This is a genomic window from Pantoea jilinensis, from assembly GCF_019104105.1.
Lineage (GTDB): Bacteria > Pseudomonadota > Gammaproteobacteria > Enterobacterales > Enterobacteriaceae > Pantoea > Pantoea eucalypti.
Window position 1 is genome coordinate 3,339,869 of the sequence record NZ_CP077746.1, and the last position, 16,720, is coordinate 3,356,588.

Annotated in this window: 13 protein-coding genes; 7 read left to right on the forward strand and 6 right to left on the reverse strand. The window is 55.3% G+C overall.

What is annotated here, in order from left to right:
• Positions 1-29: 29 nt before the first annotated feature.
• The 3 genes from aceF to pdhR form a co-directional block, all read right to left on the reverse strand.
• Positions 30-1,934 (reverse strand): pyruvate dehydrogenase complex dihydrolipoyllysine-residue acetyltransferase, encoded by a 1,905-nt coding sequence (gene aceF, locus KTJ90_RS15820; protein ID WP_110411649.1) that lies wholly within the window; start codon positions 1,932-1,934, stop codon positions 30-32.
• A 14-nt stretch (positions 1,935-1,948) separates the two neighbouring features.
• Entirely contained in the window at positions 1,949-4,615 is a 2,667-nt protein-coding gene (gene aceE / locus KTJ90_RS15825) for a pyruvate dehydrogenase (acetyl-transferring), homodimeric type (RefSeq protein WP_003854711.1), read from the reverse strand.
• A gap of 101 nt (positions 4,616-4,716) precedes the next feature.
• Positions 4,717-5,481 carry a pyruvate dehydrogenase complex transcriptional repressor PdhR gene (pdhR, locus tag KTJ90_RS15830; protein ID WP_008925589.1) on the reverse strand — a complete coding sequence of 255 codons (765 nt, stop codon included), beginning with the start codon at positions 5,479-5,481 and terminating at the stop codon, positions 4,717-4,719.
• A gap of 514 nt (positions 5,482-5,995) precedes the next feature.
• Here pdhR and aroP point away from each other — a divergent pair.
• The 3 genes from aroP (at position 5,996) to KTJ90_RS15845 (ending at position 9,899) form a co-directional block, all read left to right on the forward strand.
• Complete coding sequence (aroP, locus tag KTJ90_RS15835; RefSeq protein WP_003854713.1) at positions 5,996-7,351, forward strand: aromatic amino acid transporter AroP; 1,356 nt, start codon at positions 5,996-5,998, stop codon at positions 7,349-7,351.
• Between the two features lie 179 nt (positions 7,352-7,530).
• Complete coding sequence (locus tag KTJ90_RS15840; RefSeq protein ID WP_003854714.1) at positions 7,531-8,943, forward strand: glycoside-pentoside-hexuronide (GPH):cation symporter; 1,413 nt, start codon at positions 7,531-7,533, stop codon at positions 8,941-8,943.
• Entirely contained in the window at positions 8,940-9,899 is a 960-nt protein-coding gene (locus KTJ90_RS15845; RefSeq protein ID WP_003854715.1) for a glycoside hydrolase family 43 protein, read from the forward strand. The genes KTJ90_RS15840 and KTJ90_RS15845 overlap by 4 nt, the downstream gene beginning before the upstream one ends.
• Here the strand turns inward: KTJ90_RS15845 and ampE are convergent.
• Both ampE and ampD read right to left on the reverse strand, forming a co-directional pair.
• Positions 9,881-10,735 (reverse strand): beta-lactamase regulator AmpE, encoded by an 855-nt coding sequence (gene ampE, locus KTJ90_RS15850; protein ID WP_003854716.1) that lies wholly within the window; start codon positions 10,733-10,735, stop codon positions 9,881-9,883. The two genes, KTJ90_RS15845 and ampE, sit on opposite strands and share 19 nt — an antisense overlap.
• Before the next feature lie 16 nt (positions 10,736-10,751).
• Complete coding sequence (gene ampD / locus KTJ90_RS15855; RefSeq protein ID WP_499025384.1) at positions 10,752-11,303, reverse strand: N-acetylmuramoyl-L-alanine amidase; 552 nt, start codon at positions 11,301-11,303, stop codon at positions 10,752-10,754.
• 197 nt (positions 11,304-11,500) lie between these two features.
• On the opposite strand from ampD, the gene nadC reads away from it, so the two are divergent.
• The 4 genes from nadC to hofC all read left to right on the forward strand — a co-directional run bounded on the left by nadC (position 11,501) and on the right by hofC (position 15,591).
• Positions 11,501-12,397 (forward strand): carboxylating nicotinate-nucleotide diphosphorylase, encoded by an 897-nt coding sequence (gene nadC, locus KTJ90_RS15860; protein WP_003854718.1) that lies wholly within the window; start codon positions 11,501-11,503, stop codon positions 12,395-12,397.
• 174 nt (positions 12,398-12,571) lie between these two features.
• Positions 12,572-13,027 (forward strand): prepilin peptidase-dependent pilin, encoded by a 456-nt coding sequence (gene ppdD / locus KTJ90_RS15865; protein WP_003854719.1) that lies wholly within the window; start codon positions 12,572-12,574, stop codon positions 13,025-13,027.
• Positions 13,014-14,399, forward strand: a complete 1,386-nt coding sequence (gene gspE / locus KTJ90_RS15870; RefSeq protein ID WP_003854720.1) for a type II secretion system protein GspE — start codon at positions 13,014-13,016, stop codon at positions 14,397-14,399. The genes ppdD and gspE overlap by 14 nt, the downstream gene beginning before the upstream one ends.
• Positions 14,392-15,591, forward strand: a complete 1,200-nt coding sequence (gene hofC, locus KTJ90_RS15875; RefSeq protein WP_442843880.1) for a protein transport protein HofC — start codon at positions 14,392-14,394, stop codon at positions 15,589-15,591. Before gspE ends, hofC begins: the two co-directional genes overlap by 8 nt.
• A 24-nt stretch (positions 15,592-15,615) precedes the next feature.
• Here hofC and KTJ90_RS15880 read toward each other — a convergent pair whose 3' ends face one another.
• Entirely contained in the window at positions 15,616-16,656 is a 1,041-nt protein-coding gene (locus KTJ90_RS15880; RefSeq protein WP_499025388.1) for a guanosine monophosphate reductase, read from the reverse strand.
• Positions 16,657-16,720 lie beyond the last annotated feature (64 nt).

Below are 16,720 nucleotides of genomic sequence, written 5' to 3' on the forward strand. Positions count from 1 at the left end.
AGGCCGGCATTCGCCGGCCTTCTTAACATTTACATAACTAAACGACGAATATCAGACAGCATATTGCCGATAATGGTGATGAATCGCGCACCATCAGCACCGTCGATCACGCGGTGGTCGAAGGAGAGAGAAATCGGCATCATCAGACGCGGAGTAAACTCTTTACCGTTCCACACCGGTTCCATCGCCGATTTAGAGACACCCAGGATAGCCACTTCCGGCGCGTTAACGATCGGCGCGAAGTGGGTAGTGCCCAGGCCGCCCAGGCTGGAGATGGTGAAGCATCCGCCCTGCATGTCGCCCGCTGTCAGCTTACCGTCACGCGCTTTCTTCGAAATCGCCATCAGTTCACGGGACAGCTCGGTGATGCCTTTCTTATTCACGTCTTTAAAGACCGGAACAACCAGGCCATTTGGCGTATCAACCGCCACACCGATATTGATATATTTCTTCAGCGTCAGTTTCTGCGCATCTTCAGACAGCGAACTGTTGAAGCGTGGCATCTGCTCAAGCGCCGCAGCGACCGCTTTCATGATGAACACCACTGGGGTGTATTTCACATCCAGCTTACGCTTCTCTGCTTCAGCATTCTGCTGCTTACGGAAAGCTTCCAGGTCGGTGATATCAGTTTTGTCGAAATGCGTAACGTGCGGGATCATCACCCAGTTACGGCTCAGGTTCGCGCCAGAAATTTTCTGGATACGGCCCAGTTCGACTTCTTCGATTTCGCCAAACTTACTGAAATCAACTTTCGGCCATGGCAGCATGCCAGGCAGACCGCCGCCGCTGGCCGCAGCAGGTGCTGCTTCAGCGCGTTTCACGGCCTCTTTCACGTAAGTCTGCACGTCTTCTTTCAGAATGCGACCTTTACGGCCGGTGCCTTTGACTTTCGCCAGGTTAACACCGAACTCGCGCGCCAGGCGACGAATCACCGGGGTAGCGTGAACGTAAGCGTCGTTCTCTGCGAACTCACCTTTGCTTTCTGCTTTAGCGGCGGCAGGTGCTGCTGCGGCTTTCGCTTCAGATTTGGCAGCAGGCGCCGGTGCGGCTTCCTGTTTCGCAGCCGCAGGGGCAGCCGGAGCAGCACCTTCGACTTCGAACACCATGATCAGTGAGCCGGTGCTGACTTTATCGCCCGTCGCGACTTTCAGCTCTTTGACGATACCCGCAAACGGTGCCGGCACTTCCATAGAGGCTTTGTCGCCTTCAACCACGATCAGTGACTGCTCAGCTTCCACCTTATCGCCAACCTTAACGAGGATCTCGGTGACTTCAACTTCGTCTCCCCCGATATCCGGAACGTTAACGTCTTTTGCGCCCGCAGCCGCGGCAGGTGCCGATGCCGCTTCTTCTTTCACTTCTGGCTTCGCATCAGAGGCCGGTGCTGCACCTTCTGCTTCAAAGACCATGATGGCTGAACCGGTGCTGACTTTGTCGCCGGTCGCAATGGTGATCGCTTTGACCACACCCGCGAACGGAGCCGGAACTTCCATTGACGCTTTGTCACCTTCGACAACAATCAGTGACTGCTCGGCTTCGACTTTGTCGCCAACCTTAACCAGAATCTCAGTGACTTCAACTTCATCACCGCCGATATCCGGCACAGCCACTTCTTTGCTGGCAGTGGCCGCAGCAGCGGCTGGCGCAGGCGCCGCGTCCGCTTTCTTCTCTTCGGCGGCGGCAGGGGCTGCTTCCGCAGCGCCTTCAGCATCAAACACCATGATCAGCGAACCGGTCTCAACTTTGTCACCGGTAGAGATTTTAATCTCTTTGACTACGCCAGCCTGTGGCGACGGCACTTCCATTGAGGCTTTGTCGCCTTCCACGGTGATCAGCGACTGCTCGGCTTCCACCTTGTCGCCAACTTTCACCAGAATCTCGGTGACTTCAACTTCGTCAGACCCGATATCCGGTACCTTAATTTCGATAGCCATTACTCTATTACCTCTTAAGCCAGACGCGGGTTAACTTTATCGGCATCGATATTGAATTTGGTGATAGCGTCAGCCACCACTTTCTTCTCGATCTCGCCGCGTTTAGCCAGCTCACCCAGCGCGGCAACCACCACATAAGATGCATCAACTTCAAAGTGATGACGCAGATTCTCACGGCTGTCAGAGCGACCAAAGCCATCGGTACCCAGTACGCGATAATCGCTGGCTGGGACATAGCTACGAACCTGCTCAGCGAACAGTTTCATGTAGTCGGTTGAAGCAACAGCAGGTGCGTCATTCATCACCTGAGCGATGTAAGGTACGCGCGCTTCTTCAGTCGGATGCAGCATGTTCCAGCGCTCACAATCCTGGCCATCACGAGCCAGTTCGGTGAACGAGGTGACGCTGTAGACATCAGAGCCGATACCGTAATCTTTCGCCAGAATCTGGGCGGCTTCACGAACGTGACGCAGGATAGAACCTGAGCCCAGCAGCTGTACTTTACCTTTGCTGCCCTCTACCGTTTCCAGCTTGTAGATACCCTTACGGATACCCTCTTCCGCGCCCTTCGGCATGGCTGGCATATGGTAGTTTTCGTTCAGCGTGGTGATGTAGTAGTACACGTTCTCCTGCGCTTCGCCATACATACGCACCAGACCGTCATGCATGATGACAGCCACTTCATAAGCGTATGAAGGATCGTAAGAGATACAGTTCGGGATAGTCAGAGACTGAATGTGGCTGTGACCATCTTCATGCTGCAGACCTTCGCCGTTCAGGGTAGTACGACCCGAGGTGCCGCCGACCAGGAAGCCGCGCGCCTGTTGGTCGCCCGCCAGCCACATCAGATCGCCGATACGCTGGAAGCCGAACATCGAGTAATAGATGTAGAACGGGATCATCGGCAGGTTGTTGGTGCTGTAAGAGGTCGCCGCAGCCAGCCAGGAAGAACCTGCGCCCAGCTCGTTGATCCCTTCCTGCAGAATCTGGCCTTTCTCGTCTTCTTTATAGTATGCAACCTGCTCGCGGTCCTGCGGGGTGTACTGCTGACCGTTCGGGCTGTAGATACCGATCTGACGGAACAGACCTTCCATACCAAAGGTACGTGCTTCATCGGCGAGGATTGGAACCAGACGATCTTTGATCGACTTGTTCTTCAGCATCACATTCAGGGCACGCACAAAGGCGATGGTGGTCGAGATCTCTTTGTTCTGCTCTTCCAGCAGCGCACTGAACTCTTCGAGTGCTGGCATTTCCAGCTTTTCAGTGAACTTCGGCTGACGCGTTGGCAGGTAGCCGCCTAACTTCTCGCGCTGACCATGCAGATAAGCATGTTCTTCTGAGCCTTTTTCGAAGGTCACGTACGGCAGTGATTCGATTTTGTCATCAGCAACCGGCACGTTGAAGCGATCACGGATATAGCGCACGCCATCCATGTTCATCTTCTTCACCTGGTGAGCAATATTTTTGCCTTCCGCGGTGTCGCCCATACCATAACCTTTGATGGTATGCGCCAGGATCAATACTGGCTTGCCTTTGGTGTCCTGCGCTTTTTTCAGTGCCGCGTAGATTTTCTTCGGATCGTGGCCGCCACGGTTCAATGCCCAGATTTCATCATCGGACATATCTTTAACCAGCGCGGCGGTTTCCGGATATTTGCCAAAGAAGTGCTCACGCACATAGGCACCATCGCGGGATTTAAAGGTCTGGTAGTCACCGTCGACCGTTTCGTTCATCAGCTGAATCAGCTTGCCGCTGGTATCTTTGCGCAGCAGCTCATCCCAGCGACCGCCCCAGATGACCTTGATCACTTCCCAGCCAGCACCGGCAAAGATGCCTTCCAGCTCGTTGATGATTTTGCCATTACCGGTTACCGGGCCATCCAGACGCTGCAGGTTGCAGTTGATGATGAAGACCAGGTTATCCAGTTTTTCACGGGTGGCGATGGTGATCGCACCTTTAGATTCTGGCTCATCCATCTCGCCGTCACCCAGGAAGGCGTAAACGGTCTGCGCAGAGGTATCTTTCAGGCCACGGTGTTCCAGATATTTCAGGAACTTCGCCTGATAGATCGCTGACAATGGACCCAGGCCCATTGATACGGTCGGGAACTGCCAGAATTCCGGCATCAATTTCGGATGCGGATAAGAAGAGAGGCCTTTACCGTCAACTTCCTGACGGAAGTTGTTCATCTGCTCTTCGGTCAGGCGGCCTTCAAGGAACGCACGCGCATAGATACCCGGAGAGATGTGGCCCTGGAAATAGACCAGATCGCCGCCATCCTTCTCACTGCGCGCGCGGAAGAAGTGGTTAAAGCACACTTCATAAATTGTCGCAGAAGACTGGAAGGAGGACATGTGGCCACCCAGTTCCAGATCTTTCTTCGATGCGCGCAGCACCGACATGATGGCGTTCCAGCGGATTGCGGAACGGATACGACGTTCAAGAGAGGTGTTGCCCGGATAATCGGGTTCATCTTCAACGGCAATAGAGTTGATGTAGTTGCTGATTGCAGAAGATCCTGCAGCCACGTTTACGCCGCCTTTGCGGGCTGCACCCAGTACCTGATCAATCAGATACTGTGCACGTTCAACACCTTCTTCACGGATGACCGATTCGATCGCCTGTAGCCAGTCACGAGTTTCAATCGGATCCACGTCATTGTGTAAACGTTCTGACATGGGTGTGTTCCTTATCTGTGTCTAATACGTTGAATAATCGGGAGCCTGTTAAAGCAGATGCAGGCAGGCTCGTCTGATATCAGTACGATCTTTGTCGCACGTCATTCCTTACGTTGCTGTAAACGACGCAGGGAGCGTTCTCGACGGCTCTGCTCCCGACTTCTGTCCAGCAAGATTTCCTCTATGAACGCCAGGTGACGGTGTGAAGCCTCGCGCGCTTTTTCTGGCTCACGGGCCACAATCGCCTCAAAGATTCTGGCGCGGTGACCGCTCACTTTTGCCAGCATTTCCCGGCGCGAGTAGAGCAATTCGAAATTCTGACGAACGTTTTGTTCCAGCATAGGGCCCATTGAGCGTAGCAAATGTAAAAGCACAACATTATGGGCTGCTTCTGTGACAGCGATCTGATACTGCATCACTGCGTCCGCTTCGGCGTCTAAATCGCCGCTGTCCTGCGCCTGCTGGATATTCAGATGGCAGTCGCGAATGCGCCGCAGGTCTTCCTCTGTGCCGCGCAGTGCCGCGTAATAGGCGGCAATGCCCTCTAAGGCATGGCGCGTTTCCAGCAGATCAAACTGGGATTCCGGATGGCCGGCGAGCAGCTCAACGAGTGGATCGCTTAAGCTTTGCCAGAGATTCTCCTGCACGAACGTTCCGCCACCCTGTCGGCGCAGCAATAATCCTTTCGCTTCTAAGCGCTGGATCGCTTCGCGGAGAGACGGACGTGAGACATCGAATTGTTTGGCGAGTTCGCGCTCAGGCAACAGCTTCTCTCCCGGACGCAACGTGCCTTCCATAATCAGGGATTCGAGCTGTTGCTCGATAGCATCGGAGAGCTTAGGTTGGCGAATCTTACTGTAAGCCATCATCCCTTCTTATTAAGCCAGGCGTCCGGAGTAAATTGGTAATACCAATTGCAATGAGGTGCCGGTAAAGTAACAAAGTATTCACCTTGTGTCTATATGGTGTCTGCGACATTCACCTCGCCTTAAAGCCTGTCCTGGCGCTAACTCGCGGTTAAAAAAATGAAAAAATCCGCTACGGCAAATGTTAAACAATTGCACTTTTACCAAACCTTACACCTGCTTAGCGCCTGATGAGTGCGGCAGCCATAAGTGAAAGCTATTCGTCATTACCCGAATTTCATGGCAGAAGTTTCGACAGGCAGACGTGACCAGGACGGCGTTTTTTCAGTCAAGTCTCAGCACGAAAGGCGAAAGCAGGTGCAAAGCGAATCGCTTATCACTATTCTTGTCGCCAGGGTAGCAAATGGCCGCATTCAGCACGCCAGATACCGTAAAATAATCAATACGTTATTGTAACTCCTTCATTACAGCGGATTGCGCTGCGAACGAAGAATAAAAACATCACGAGGTTTGTATGGAACAGCAGCAAGGCGAAGCGCTGAAACGTGGTCTTAAGAACCGCCATATTCAGCTCATCGCGCTGGGTGGTGCAGTGGGAACCGGCCTGTTTCTGGGCAGTGCATCGGTCATTGAATCCGCCGGACCGGCCGTTATTCTGGGCTATGCGATTGCCGGGTTTATTGCCTTTTTAATCATGCGCCAGTTAGGTGAGATGGTCGTGGAAGAGCCGGTTGCCGGCAGCTTCAGCCACTTTGCCTATAAATACTGGGGCAACTTTGCGGGTTTTGCTTCGGGCTGGAACTACTGGGTGCTCTATGTGCTGGTTGCCATGGCAGAACTCACTGCCGTCGGCAAATATGTCCAGTTCTGGTGGCCTGACTTTCCGACCTGGGCGTCGGCTGCCCTCTTCTTCGTGATGATCAATGCTATCAACCTGACCAACGTGAAAGTGTTTGGTGAGATGGAGTTCTGGTTCGCCATCATTAAAGTGGTTGCGGTCATTGGCATGATCCTGTTCGGCGGCTGGCTGCTGTTCAGTGGTCATGCCGGTCCGCAGGCGACAGTACGCAACCTGTGGGAACAGGGCGGCTTCTTCCCGCATGGCATTGGCGGCCTGGTCACCGTCATGGCGATTATCATGTTCTCATTCGGGGGTCTGGAGCTGGTGGGTATCACCGCAGCTGAAGCGGATAACCCGGAAGTGAGCATTCCAAAAGCGACCAACCAGGTGCTGTGGCGTATCCTGATTTTCTACATTGGTTCGCTGGCGGTCCTGCTGTCACTGATGCCGTGGACCCGCGTCACCTCAGAAGTCAGCCCGTTCGTCTTTATCTTCCACGAACTGGGCGATGCCATGGTGGCGAATGCGCTTAACGTGGTGATCCTGACGGCTGCCCTGTCGGTCTATAACAGCTGCGTTTACTGTAACAGCCGCATGCTGTTTGGTCTGGCACAGCAGGGCAATGCGCCGAAAGCACTGCTGAAAGTCGATCGTCGCGGTGTACCGGTGTTAACGATTCTGGTCTCTGCTGTGGCTACTGCGCTGTGTGTGCTGATCAACTACCTGATGCCGGGCGAAGCGTTTGGCCTGCTGATGTCGCTGGTGGTCTCTGCACTGGTCATCAACTGGGCGATGATCAGCCTGGCGCACCTCAAGTTCCGTCGTAAGAAAGATCAGCAGGGCGTCACAACCCGCTTTAAAGCGCTGCTCTATCCGGCAGGTAACTGGATTTGCCTGATCTTCCTGGCAGGGATTCTGGTACTGATGGCGACCACGCCGGGCATGGCGATCTCCGTCTGGCTGATCCCGGTCTGGCTGGTCATTCTGGGTATTGGTTACTTTATTAAAAACCAGACGCAGAAAGCCTGATGCTCTACTACGTGCTGCGACCTCTCAGGGAGGTTGCAGCACGTACCTCTGATGCCCGATCCAGCTCACACTTCTCTTCCCGCACCTGTTTTGTCCATCTTCATGACGAATTTCTCCCGTTCATCTCACTGATTTCCTGACAATACTTCCTGTTCACACTGGATGCGCAGGAATAAACCATGAAAGGTACAGCTCTCCCGTTTCGGGAAAAACTGGGATATGGCATGGGTGATGCCGGATGCAACATGATTGGCGGTGCCATCATGCTGTTCCTGAACTACTTCTATACCGATGTTTTCGGCCTTGCTCCGGCGCTGGTGGGAACCCTGCTGCTTTCGGTCAGGGTGCTGGATGCGGTTACCGATCCGATTATGGGCGCCATCGCCGATCGCACCCAGAGTCGCTGGGGCCGTTTTCGTCCCTGGCTGCTGTGGGTTTCCGTTCCCTATGTGGTCTTCAGCGTTCTGATGTTCACCACACCAGACTGGACCTATCACAACAAGGTCATCTGGGCGTTCGTCACCTACTTCCTGATGTCACTGACGTATACCGCGATTAATATTCCTTATTGCTCGCTGGGTGGCGTGATTACCAACGACCCTGGTGAACGCGTCTCCTGCCAGTCCTACCGTTTTGTCATGGTCGGTATCGCCACGCTGATACTTTCTCTGTCGCTGCTGCCGATGGCGGAGTGGTTTGGTGGGGAAGATAAAGCGCGCGGCTACCAGATGGCGATGGCGGTGCTGGCCACGATTGGTCTGGCGATGTTTCTGTTCTGCTTTGCCACAGTTCGTGAACGTATCCGCCCTGCTGTACCGAGCAATGATGACCTGAAAAAAGATCTGCGTGACGTCTGGAAGAATGACCAGTGGGTGCGCATTCTGCTGCTGACCTTCTGTAACGTCTGTCCTGGCTTCATCCGCATGGCAGCCACCATGTATTACGTCACCTGGGTCATGGGTCAGTCCACGCACTTCGCCACGCTGTTTATCAGCCTGGGCGTGATTGGCATGATGTTCGGCAGCACGCTGGCGAAACTGCTCACCGATCGCTGGTGCAAACTCAAAGTCTTCTTCTGGACTAATATCGCATTGGCGCTCTTCTCCTGCGGCTTTTACTGGATCGATCCTCACGCCACGGTGATGGTCGTAGTGGCTTACTTTGTGCTGAATATCCTGCATCAGATCCCTTCTCCGCTGCACTGGTCGCTGATGGCGGATGTGGATGACTACGGCGAGTGGAAAACCGGCAAGCGCATCACCGGCATCAGCTTCTCCGGCAACCTGTTCTTCCTCAAGGTGGGACTGGCAGTGGCCGGTGCAATGGTCGGCTTTCTGCTGTCGATCTATGGCTACAATGCGGGTGCTAAACAGCAGTCCCCTGAAGCGATTAACGGCATCATGCTGCTCTTCACCATCATTCCAGGCGTCGGCTATCTGATTACCGCCGGCGTGGTGCGGCTGATGAAGGTCGACCGCAAAATGATGATTACCATCCAGCAGGATCTCGCGCTGCGCCGCGAAAACTTCCACGAGTTACACGCTGTTCGCCTGCGCGACGGTGCTGCTACGCCAACCGGAGATGTTAAATGACTGCAATCCTGCCGAATCCTTTTATTGAGCAGCGCGCCGACCCCTTTATCCTTCGCCATGAACAGCACTACTACTTTGTGGCATCAGTACCGGAGTATGACCGGCTGGAGATCCGACGCGCCACAACGCTGGCTGGCCTGCGCAGCGCCGAGCCGGTCGTGGTCTGGCGCAAGCCTGATAGCGGCCCCTGTAGCGAGTTAATCTGGGCACCCGAATTGCACTACATTGACGGCCAGTGGGTTATCTATTTCGCAGCAGCGCCGACGCGGGAGATCAAAGAGGGACTGTTTCAGCACCGGATGTATGCGCTGGTGTGTGAGGCGGCAGATCCATTGCAGGGCGAATGGCAGCCCTGCCGCCGGGTTTTCAGCCAGCTCGACAGCTTCTCTCTGGATGCCACGCACTTCGTACATCAGGGCAAAAACTGGTATCTCTGGGCGCAAAAAGATCCCGTGATTCCCGGCAACTCTAATCTCTACCTGGCTGAGCTGCTGAATCCCTGGACGCTGAAAGGTACACCGGTGATGCTGAGTCGGCCAGAATATGAGTGGGAGTGCGCAGGGTTTAGCGTGAACGAAGGTCCGGCGGTGATTCGTCACAGCGATCGGCTGTTCGTGACCTACTCCGCCAGCGCTACCGATGAAAATTACTGTCTGGGGATACTGTCGATTGCCGCTGATGCCGATCCGCTTGATGTCACCGCCTGGCAAAAATCGGCACGCCCGGTCTTTGTATCCAGCTGGGACAACCATCAGTATGGGCCAGGCCACAACAGTTTTACCCAGGATGAGGCGGGACGCGACGTGCTGGTTTATCACGCGCGTAACTACACTGAAATTGAGGGCGATCCGTTGTGGGATCCGAACCGCCACACCCGACTGAAATATTTCAGCTGGCGGGAAGATGGCACGCCCGATTTTGGCGTGCCACCTGCCGATTACACCAGCGTGCCGTAAATCGTCAGCAACGCAACGGCAACCACCAGCACCAGTGAAGTGCGTTTCGCTAACGCCACGGCAACCCGTGGCGTTTCTACTTTATCGGTGTGCGGATCGCGTGACAGGGAGAACTGCGCCAGCGTCGTCAGCACCTGATACTGAGAACGGTGACGATCAGTCAGCGAAGCAAACCACGCAGGCAGCGCTTTTTCGCCGTGGCCCAGCAGCGCGTAAGCCACCCCCGCCAGCCGCACCGGGATCCAGTCGAGAAGATGCAGTATCGCATCCACGCCAGACTGCGAACGCGCCATCGGTGTACCATGTTTTGCCAGCCAGCCTTGCCAGGCTCGCAGAAACGCATAACCCACCAGCAGCACCGGACCCCACGGCCCTCCCACCACCAGCCAGAACATCGGCGCAAGGTAGAAGCGGAAGTTTATCCAGATCAGTGCATTCTGCAGTTCACGCAGGAACTCGCGTTCGCTGCATTCTACCGGCACGCCATGAATCAGCGTCAACTCAGCCGCCATCGCCTGATGCGCCGCGTCGTCGTCATGACTGGCTGCTTTCAGATAGCTATGGTAGTGCTGACGCACCGAACCGGCACCGATGCAGAGCAAGCCGGCGACGATCCAGAACAGTAATTGCAGTATACCAAACAGCAGCCCTTTCAGCGCCCAGATGACCAGCGCAGTCAGCGCCATCGCCAGCACAGTCATTAGCAGAGTACGCATCATGGAGAAATGTCGGCGATGCCGAAAAATCGGCTCCAGCCGGTGTTCGAGCTGCCAGTGCTCGCCCAGTTTAAACAGGCGCTCCCAGCCTAAAACCAACAACAAGGTAAACAACGTCATACTGACTCCGCAAAAATCAGGATTTTTGCTGCGTTAACAGCTGTTTGTAGTAGTCCCAGTCAAAAGCAGATCCGGGATCGGTCTTTCGTACCGGCGCGATGTCACTGTGCCCCGTGATACGTGAAGGCGTTAACGGGTAATGCTGCAGCAGCAACAGGGTTACCTGCTGCAGGGCCCGATATTGCGCTTCGCTATAGGGCTCACTGTCTGTTCCTTCCAGCTCAATCCCTATAGAGAAGTCGTTGCAGTTTTCACGTCCTTCAAACTGCGAAATGCCTGCATGCCAGGCACGTTTATGAAAAGGGACATACTGCACGATCTCCCCGTCACGACGAATCAGGCAGTGTGCCGCGACTTTCAGCGCGGCGATATCCGCAAAATAGGGATGAGCATCCGGCGGAAGTGTGCCGGTGAACAGCTTGTCGATCCACGGCCCGCCAAATTCACCGGGTGGCAGGCTGATATTGTGAATCACCAGCAGTGAAGGCGCTTCATTGTCTGGCCGTTCATTGCAATGCGTTGACGGCACGTGACGCGCTCCGGTCAGCCAGCCCTGTTCGATTTTCATACCCATTTTCCTTGTTTCAGCTGGCTGAGAATAGCATGAATAATAAAGGATTCTTGCCTCTTAGTGTGCCGGTTGGGTCACATGACAACGCTGCGTGTTAAGGATACTAAACAAAATACGATTCGTTGCTGGAACCTGATGGCGGTTCAGGCTATTGTGTCACCCTCTGTCATTTCTCGTTCTGGAGTAAAACACCTATGTCATCTCGTGGTTATGATCCTGACAGCCGCCGTCAGGCACTCATCAAACGCATTGAAAGTGACATCCCGGATGCGGTTGCACTGGCGTTAAAAGAGGATCTTGGTGGAGAGATCGACGCTGACCGGGATATTACTGCCCAGTTGTTACCTGCCGATATCCAGGCTCATGCGCAGGTCATTACCCGTGAAGCGGGTGTTTTCTGTGGTAAACGCTGGGTGGAAGAAGTCTTCATTCAACTCGGCTCGCACGCGACACTGAGCTGGCATGTCGAAGATGGTGATCAGATCGAGGCAGACCAGCTGCTGTTTGAAATCGAGGGTCCTGCCCGACTGCTGCTGACTGCGGAGCGTACCGCGCTTAATTTTGTGCAAACACTCTCGGGCGTTGCCACCGAAGTCAGCCGCTATGTCGCACTGCTGGCGGGAAGCCAGACACAGCTGCTGGACACGCGTAAAACCCTGCCCGGATTGCGGACCGCGCTTAAATATGCCGTGCTCTGTGGCGGTGGCAGCAATCATCGCCTGGGTCTCTCAGATGCCTACCTGATTAAAGAGAACCATATTATTGCCAGCGGCTCGATTGCGCAGGCAGTGGAAAGAGCGCAATGGCTGCAACCCGATGTGCCGGTTGAAGTTGAAGTGGAATCACTGGAGGAGTTGCGTCAGGCGCTGGAAGCCGAAGCCGATATTGTGATGCTGGATAACTTCACCCTGGAAGCGATGCGTGAAGCTGTCGAACTCAACCAGGGAAGGACGCTGCTGGAAGTCTCCGGTAACGTTACCGAAACAACCCTGCCACAGATCGCTCTGACCGGCGTGGACTATGTCTCTGTTGGCGCACTGACCAAGCATGTGCGGGCGCTGGATCTCTCGATGCGTTTCAAACAAAAGTAGCCTGCGCTACCGTAACCCGGCCCGGCGATTTTGCGACCCCGCTTCCGGCGCAGTTTCGACTGCGCTGCAATCCTGAAATCTGTTCACACCACACTTTCCAGTTTTCCCCTCTCTGACTGTCTTTTACTGCTACTGATTTTTAACCTGTCGCCTTCTTAATCAGGAGACGATGTGATGAATCATCAACGTGGATTTACGCTGGTTGAATTGATGATTGTGGTCGGTATTGTGGCGATCTTAAGTGCCATCGGCTTGCCCGCTTATCAAAATTATCTGCAGCGCGCTGCCCTCACCGACATGTTGCAAACAATGGTGCCGTTTAAAACTGCGGTAGAGCTCTGCGCCATGGAGCGTGGTGGCCCAACCCAGTGTCATGCAGGAGAAGCGGGCATTCCGGCAGCCAGAGGATCGCGCTATGTCTCGGCACTGAGCGTGACCAACGGTGTGATTGCATTGACTGGCCAGGAAAGTCTCAATGGCCTGAGCGTTGAAATGCTGCCGGTCTGGGACAGCACGGATGGCGGCATCAGATGGCAACGCAGTTGCACCAGTAGCAACAATAGCCTGCGCGACAATTGTCAGGATCAGTTCCGCTTTGCAGATAAAGGGGCCAGCGATGAACAAGCCTGATGAAGCGATCGCGGCTTTATGTCAGCGCTATCGCGCCCTGGTGTTACACCATGATGCCAGTCAGCTGCGTGTGGCCGTCGCAGAAAGCGTGCCGCCCGGACTGTCTGAAGCGCTTCATTTTGCCAGCCAGTGTAAGATTGAGATCGAATGCTGGCCGCAGGCCCGGCTCGACCAGCTTCGGCATGCCGACACACCGCTGGTGGCGCGTGAAGAGGCGCCCGCAGAGTCAGCGATTGAGGCAACACAGCTGATCCTGCGTCAGGCACTCGAACGCCGCGCCTCCGATGTGCATATCGAACCCTGCCGCGAGGGTTTACGCGTGCGACTGCGCATTGATGGCGTACTGCATCCGCTCTCTTCATTACCTGCCACTCAACCTGCGGCGCTGCTGGCACGACTGAAGATTCTCGGCGGGCTGGATATCGCCGAACGACGGTTACCGCAGGATGGGCAGTTCAGCATGGAGATCGCCGGTAAACCCGCCTCGTTTCGTCTGGCCACGTTGCCCATCTACGGCGGGGAGAAAGCCGTAGTCAGGCTATTGCAGAGTGAAAGCGCGGCGCTGTCACTGGATAAGCTCGGTTTACCCACTGCGCAGCTACGTCTGTTCTGCGCTGCGCTGGCCCAGCCGCAGGGATTGATTCTGGTGACGGGCCCCACCGGCAGCGGCAAGACATTCACGCTCTACAGCGGGCTTAGTGCGCTGAATAAGCCTGAAAAAAATCTCTGCAGCGTTGAGGATCCGATTGAGATCCCACTGCCGGGCATCAATCAGACGCAGATCCATGCTAAAAACGGGCTCGATTTTAACCGCGTGCTGCGGGCGCTGCTGAGACAGGATCCCGACGTCATCATGGTGGGCGAAATTCGCGATGCCGAAACGGCAGAGATTGCGGTTAAAGCAGCACAAACCGGACATCTGGTCCTTTCCACGCTGCACACTAACTCCACCGCCGAGACGCTGACCCGGCTTCGACAGATGGGAATTCCCGGTTATCTGCTTGGGTCAGCACTGAAATTGATCGTTGCTCAGCGTCTGGTCAGACGCCTCTGCCCTCACTGCCGTCAGCCTGCTCAGGCAGTGGCACACTATCCTCCGGAACTCTGGCCTGGCACCCTGCAAACCTGGCGTGCCCCAGGCTGCGACCACTGCTTTTCCGGCTATTTTGGCCGGCTGGCGCTGTTTGAACTGCTGCCCATTAATGCCAGACTGCAAAATGCGATCGCCGCCGAGATGCCGCTGGAGAATCTGTTGAGTCTGGCGAAACAGCAGGGATTGCGCACCCTGCTGGTTTCCGGTTTAGAGGCGGTAAGTCGGGGCGATACCTCCCTGGAGGAGATGCAACGGGTGATTGGGCTGGACGATGGCTAATGCCTCTTTATTCAGCTGGCAGGCGGTCGACAGTCAGGGTCAGTTACTCAGCGGTCAGCTACTGGCTATCGACAGTGACAATCTGCTGCTGATGCTGGCGCAGCGTGATCTTTTGCCGGTGAGCTGGAAGCGTGAAAAAGTCTGGCGTCCGAGGGACTGGAAGTGGCAGCACAAAACCGATCTCATTCGCCAGCTGGCCACCTTGCTCAAAGCGGGCCTGCCGCTGGCAGAGAGTCTGGTTTTGCTGGCGGAGGGGCAGCCGCATGCTGGCTGGCGGGCCCTGATGCTAGCTCTGCATCATCGGGTACTCAGCGGTGCGCCTTTTTCACAGGCTTTGCGTGAATGGCCGCAGATCTTTCCGGCACTCTATCCGTCCCTGATGGAGGTAGGTGAGCTCACCGGTCAGCTGGATGTCTGTTGCAGCGAACTGGCTCAGCAGCAGATCCGCCAGCAGCAGTTATGGCATCAGGTGGGTAAAGCGCTGCGCTATCCTCTTTTTATTCTGCTGGTGGCGATGGCTGTCACCTGCGGCATGCTGCTGTTCGTGCTGCCGGAGTTCGTTACGGTTTATGACGCCTTTGATGCGCCCCTGCCCGCCTTTACCGCAGCGGTAATGCAGTTATCTGCCGCGCTTCAGGAATGGGGAGGCGTGCTGGCCCTGGGTATTTCGCTGATGCTGACTGGATGGCATCAGCTGCGACGACGCTCTGAGGGCTGGCAACGCCGTGAGCAGGCATTTTTCCTGCGCATCCCGCTGCTTTCCGGATTGTGGCGCGGCACACAACTGACGCAGATCTATACCATTCTGCATCTCACACAGAGCGCCGGGTTAACGCTGTTACAGGGGCTATCCGCCGTTAAGGTAACACTCTCCTCATTGCTCTGGCGGGACGCGATAGCCGGACTGCAGCAACATATTGCTGAGGGAAGTCCTCTGCATCAGGCGCTGATGCAGCATCCGTTGTTCACGCCATTATGTGGTCAGCTGATTCGCGTCGGTGAGGAGGCGGGCGCCCTGGATTTGATGCTGGCACGTCTGGCTGAATGGCATGAGGCCGAAACGCGAGAGCGCGCTGACACACTGGCGGCTTCGCTGGAACCGATGATGATGATGGTGATTGGCGGCATTGTTGGCACACTGGTGATTGCCATGTATCTGCCGGTCTTCGGGCTGGGTGATGCGATGCATTAGGGGCGCACGCTGCGCCCCGGATGGCTATCGGTTAAATACCCGGTTCTCCTGCTCGTTAACCCGAATAAAGGTCGTGCGTTTGGTCAGCTCTTTCAGGCGCTCGGCCCCTACGTAAGTGCAGGCGGAACGCAGCCCACCCAGGATATCGCGTGCTGTCTCAGCCACCGGACCTCTTAAGGGCAGCTTGACCGTTTTGCCTTCTGCCGCACGGTACTGCGCAACACCACCAACGTGACGCTTCATCGCCGATTCGGAACTCATGCCATAAAAGAGCATGGATTTTTCGCCATTCTCTTCAACAACCTGCCCTTCGCACTCATCATGTGCCGCCAGCATGCCACCCAGCATCACGAAGTCAGCACCGCCGCCAAAGGCTTTGGCGATATCCCCCGGCACTGAACAACCGCCATCACTGACAATCTGTCCGCTTAAACCATGCGCCGCATCAGCACACTCGATAACGGCAGAAAGCTGCGGATAACCTACACCGGTTTTTACCCGGGTTGTGCAGACCGAACCCGGGCCAATGCCCACTTTGACAATATCCGCGCCGGAAAGAATCAACTCTTCCACCATTTCGCCCGTGACGACATTACCGGCACAGATTGTTTTAGAGGGGAAAGTTTCACGCGCGCGTTGCAGAAAATCGACAAAATGTTGTGAGTAACCGTTGGCCACGTCGATGCAGATAAACTGCAGATCGTCTGACAGCGCCATAATGGCGACCAGTTTACTGAGATCGGACTCTGAAGTGCCGGTGGAGACCATAACATGTTTAAGGCATGTCGCAGGCACGCGCTGAATGGACGCGCGCCAGTCATCAACGCTGTAATGTTTGTGGACTGCAGTAAGGATATTGAAGCTGGCGAGCGCCTCGGCCATCGAAAATGTGCCGACGGTATCCATATTGGCGGCGATGATGGGTACGCCGCTCCAGCTCAGGCCCGAATGTCTGAAGGTAAAGCTGCGTTCCAGCTCAACCTGTGAGCGACTTTGCAGCGTGGAGCGTTTGGGACGGATTAAGACATCTTTAAAGCCCAGTTTCAGATCTTCTTCAATACGCATAAATAGTGTCCTGGTAAGTGGCAACGAATCGTCGTTCGCGAAGTAAGCACAGCTCCAGTAGCGT

What these genes read in the sequence shown, in the direction of transcription:
- aceE (WP_003854711.1), bottom strand. Translation starts at nt 4,615, where the DNA reads ATGTCAGAACGTTTACACAATGACGTGGATCCGATTGAAACTCGTGAC.
- aceF (WP_110411649.1), bottom strand. Translation starts at nt 1,934, where the DNA reads ATGGCTATCGAAATTAAGGTACCGGATATCGGGTCTGACGAAGTTGAA.
- ampE (WP_003854716.1), bottom strand. Translation starts at nt 10,735, where the DNA reads ATGACGTTGTTTACCTTGTTGTTGGTTTTAGGCTGGGAGCGCCTGTTT.
- pdhR (WP_008925589.1), bottom strand. Translation starts at nt 5,481, where the DNA reads ATGGCTTACAGTAAGATTCGCCAACCTAAGCTCTCCGATGCTATCGAG.
- ppdD (WP_003854719.1), top strand. Translation starts at nt 12,572, where the DNA reads ATGAATCATCAACGTGGATTTACGCTGGTTGAATTGATGATTGTGGTC.
- hofC (WP_442843880.1), top strand. Translation starts at nt 14,392, where the DNA reads ATGGCTAATGCCTCTTTATTCAGCTGGCAGGCGGTCGACAGTCAGGGT.
- KTJ90_RS15880 (WP_499025388.1), bottom strand. Translation starts at nt 16,656, where the DNA reads ATGCGTATTGAAGAAGATCTGAAACTGGGCTTTAAAGATGTCTTAATC.
- KTJ90_RS15840 (WP_003854714.1), top strand. Translation starts at nt 7,531, where the DNA reads ATGAAAGGTACAGCTCTCCCGTTTCGGGAAAAACTGGGATATGGCATG.
- aroP (WP_003854713.1), top strand. Translation starts at nt 5,996, where the DNA reads ATGGAACAGCAGCAAGGCGAAGCGCTGAAACGTGGTCTTAAGAACCGC.
- gspE (WP_003854720.1), top strand. Translation starts at nt 13,014, where the DNA reads ATGAACAAGCCTGATGAAGCGATCGCGGCTTTATGTCAGCGCTATCGC.
- nadC (WP_003854718.1), top strand. Translation starts at nt 11,501, where the DNA reads ATGTCATCTCGTGGTTATGATCCTGACAGCCGCCGTCAGGCACTCATC.
- ampD (WP_499025384.1), bottom strand. Translation starts at nt 11,303, where the DNA reads ATGAAAATCGAACAGGGCTGGCTGACCGGAGCGCGTCACGTGCCGTCA.
- KTJ90_RS15845 (WP_003854715.1), top strand. Translation starts at nt 8,940, where the DNA reads ATGACTGCAATCCTGCCGAATCCTTTTATTGAGCAGCGCGCCGACCCC.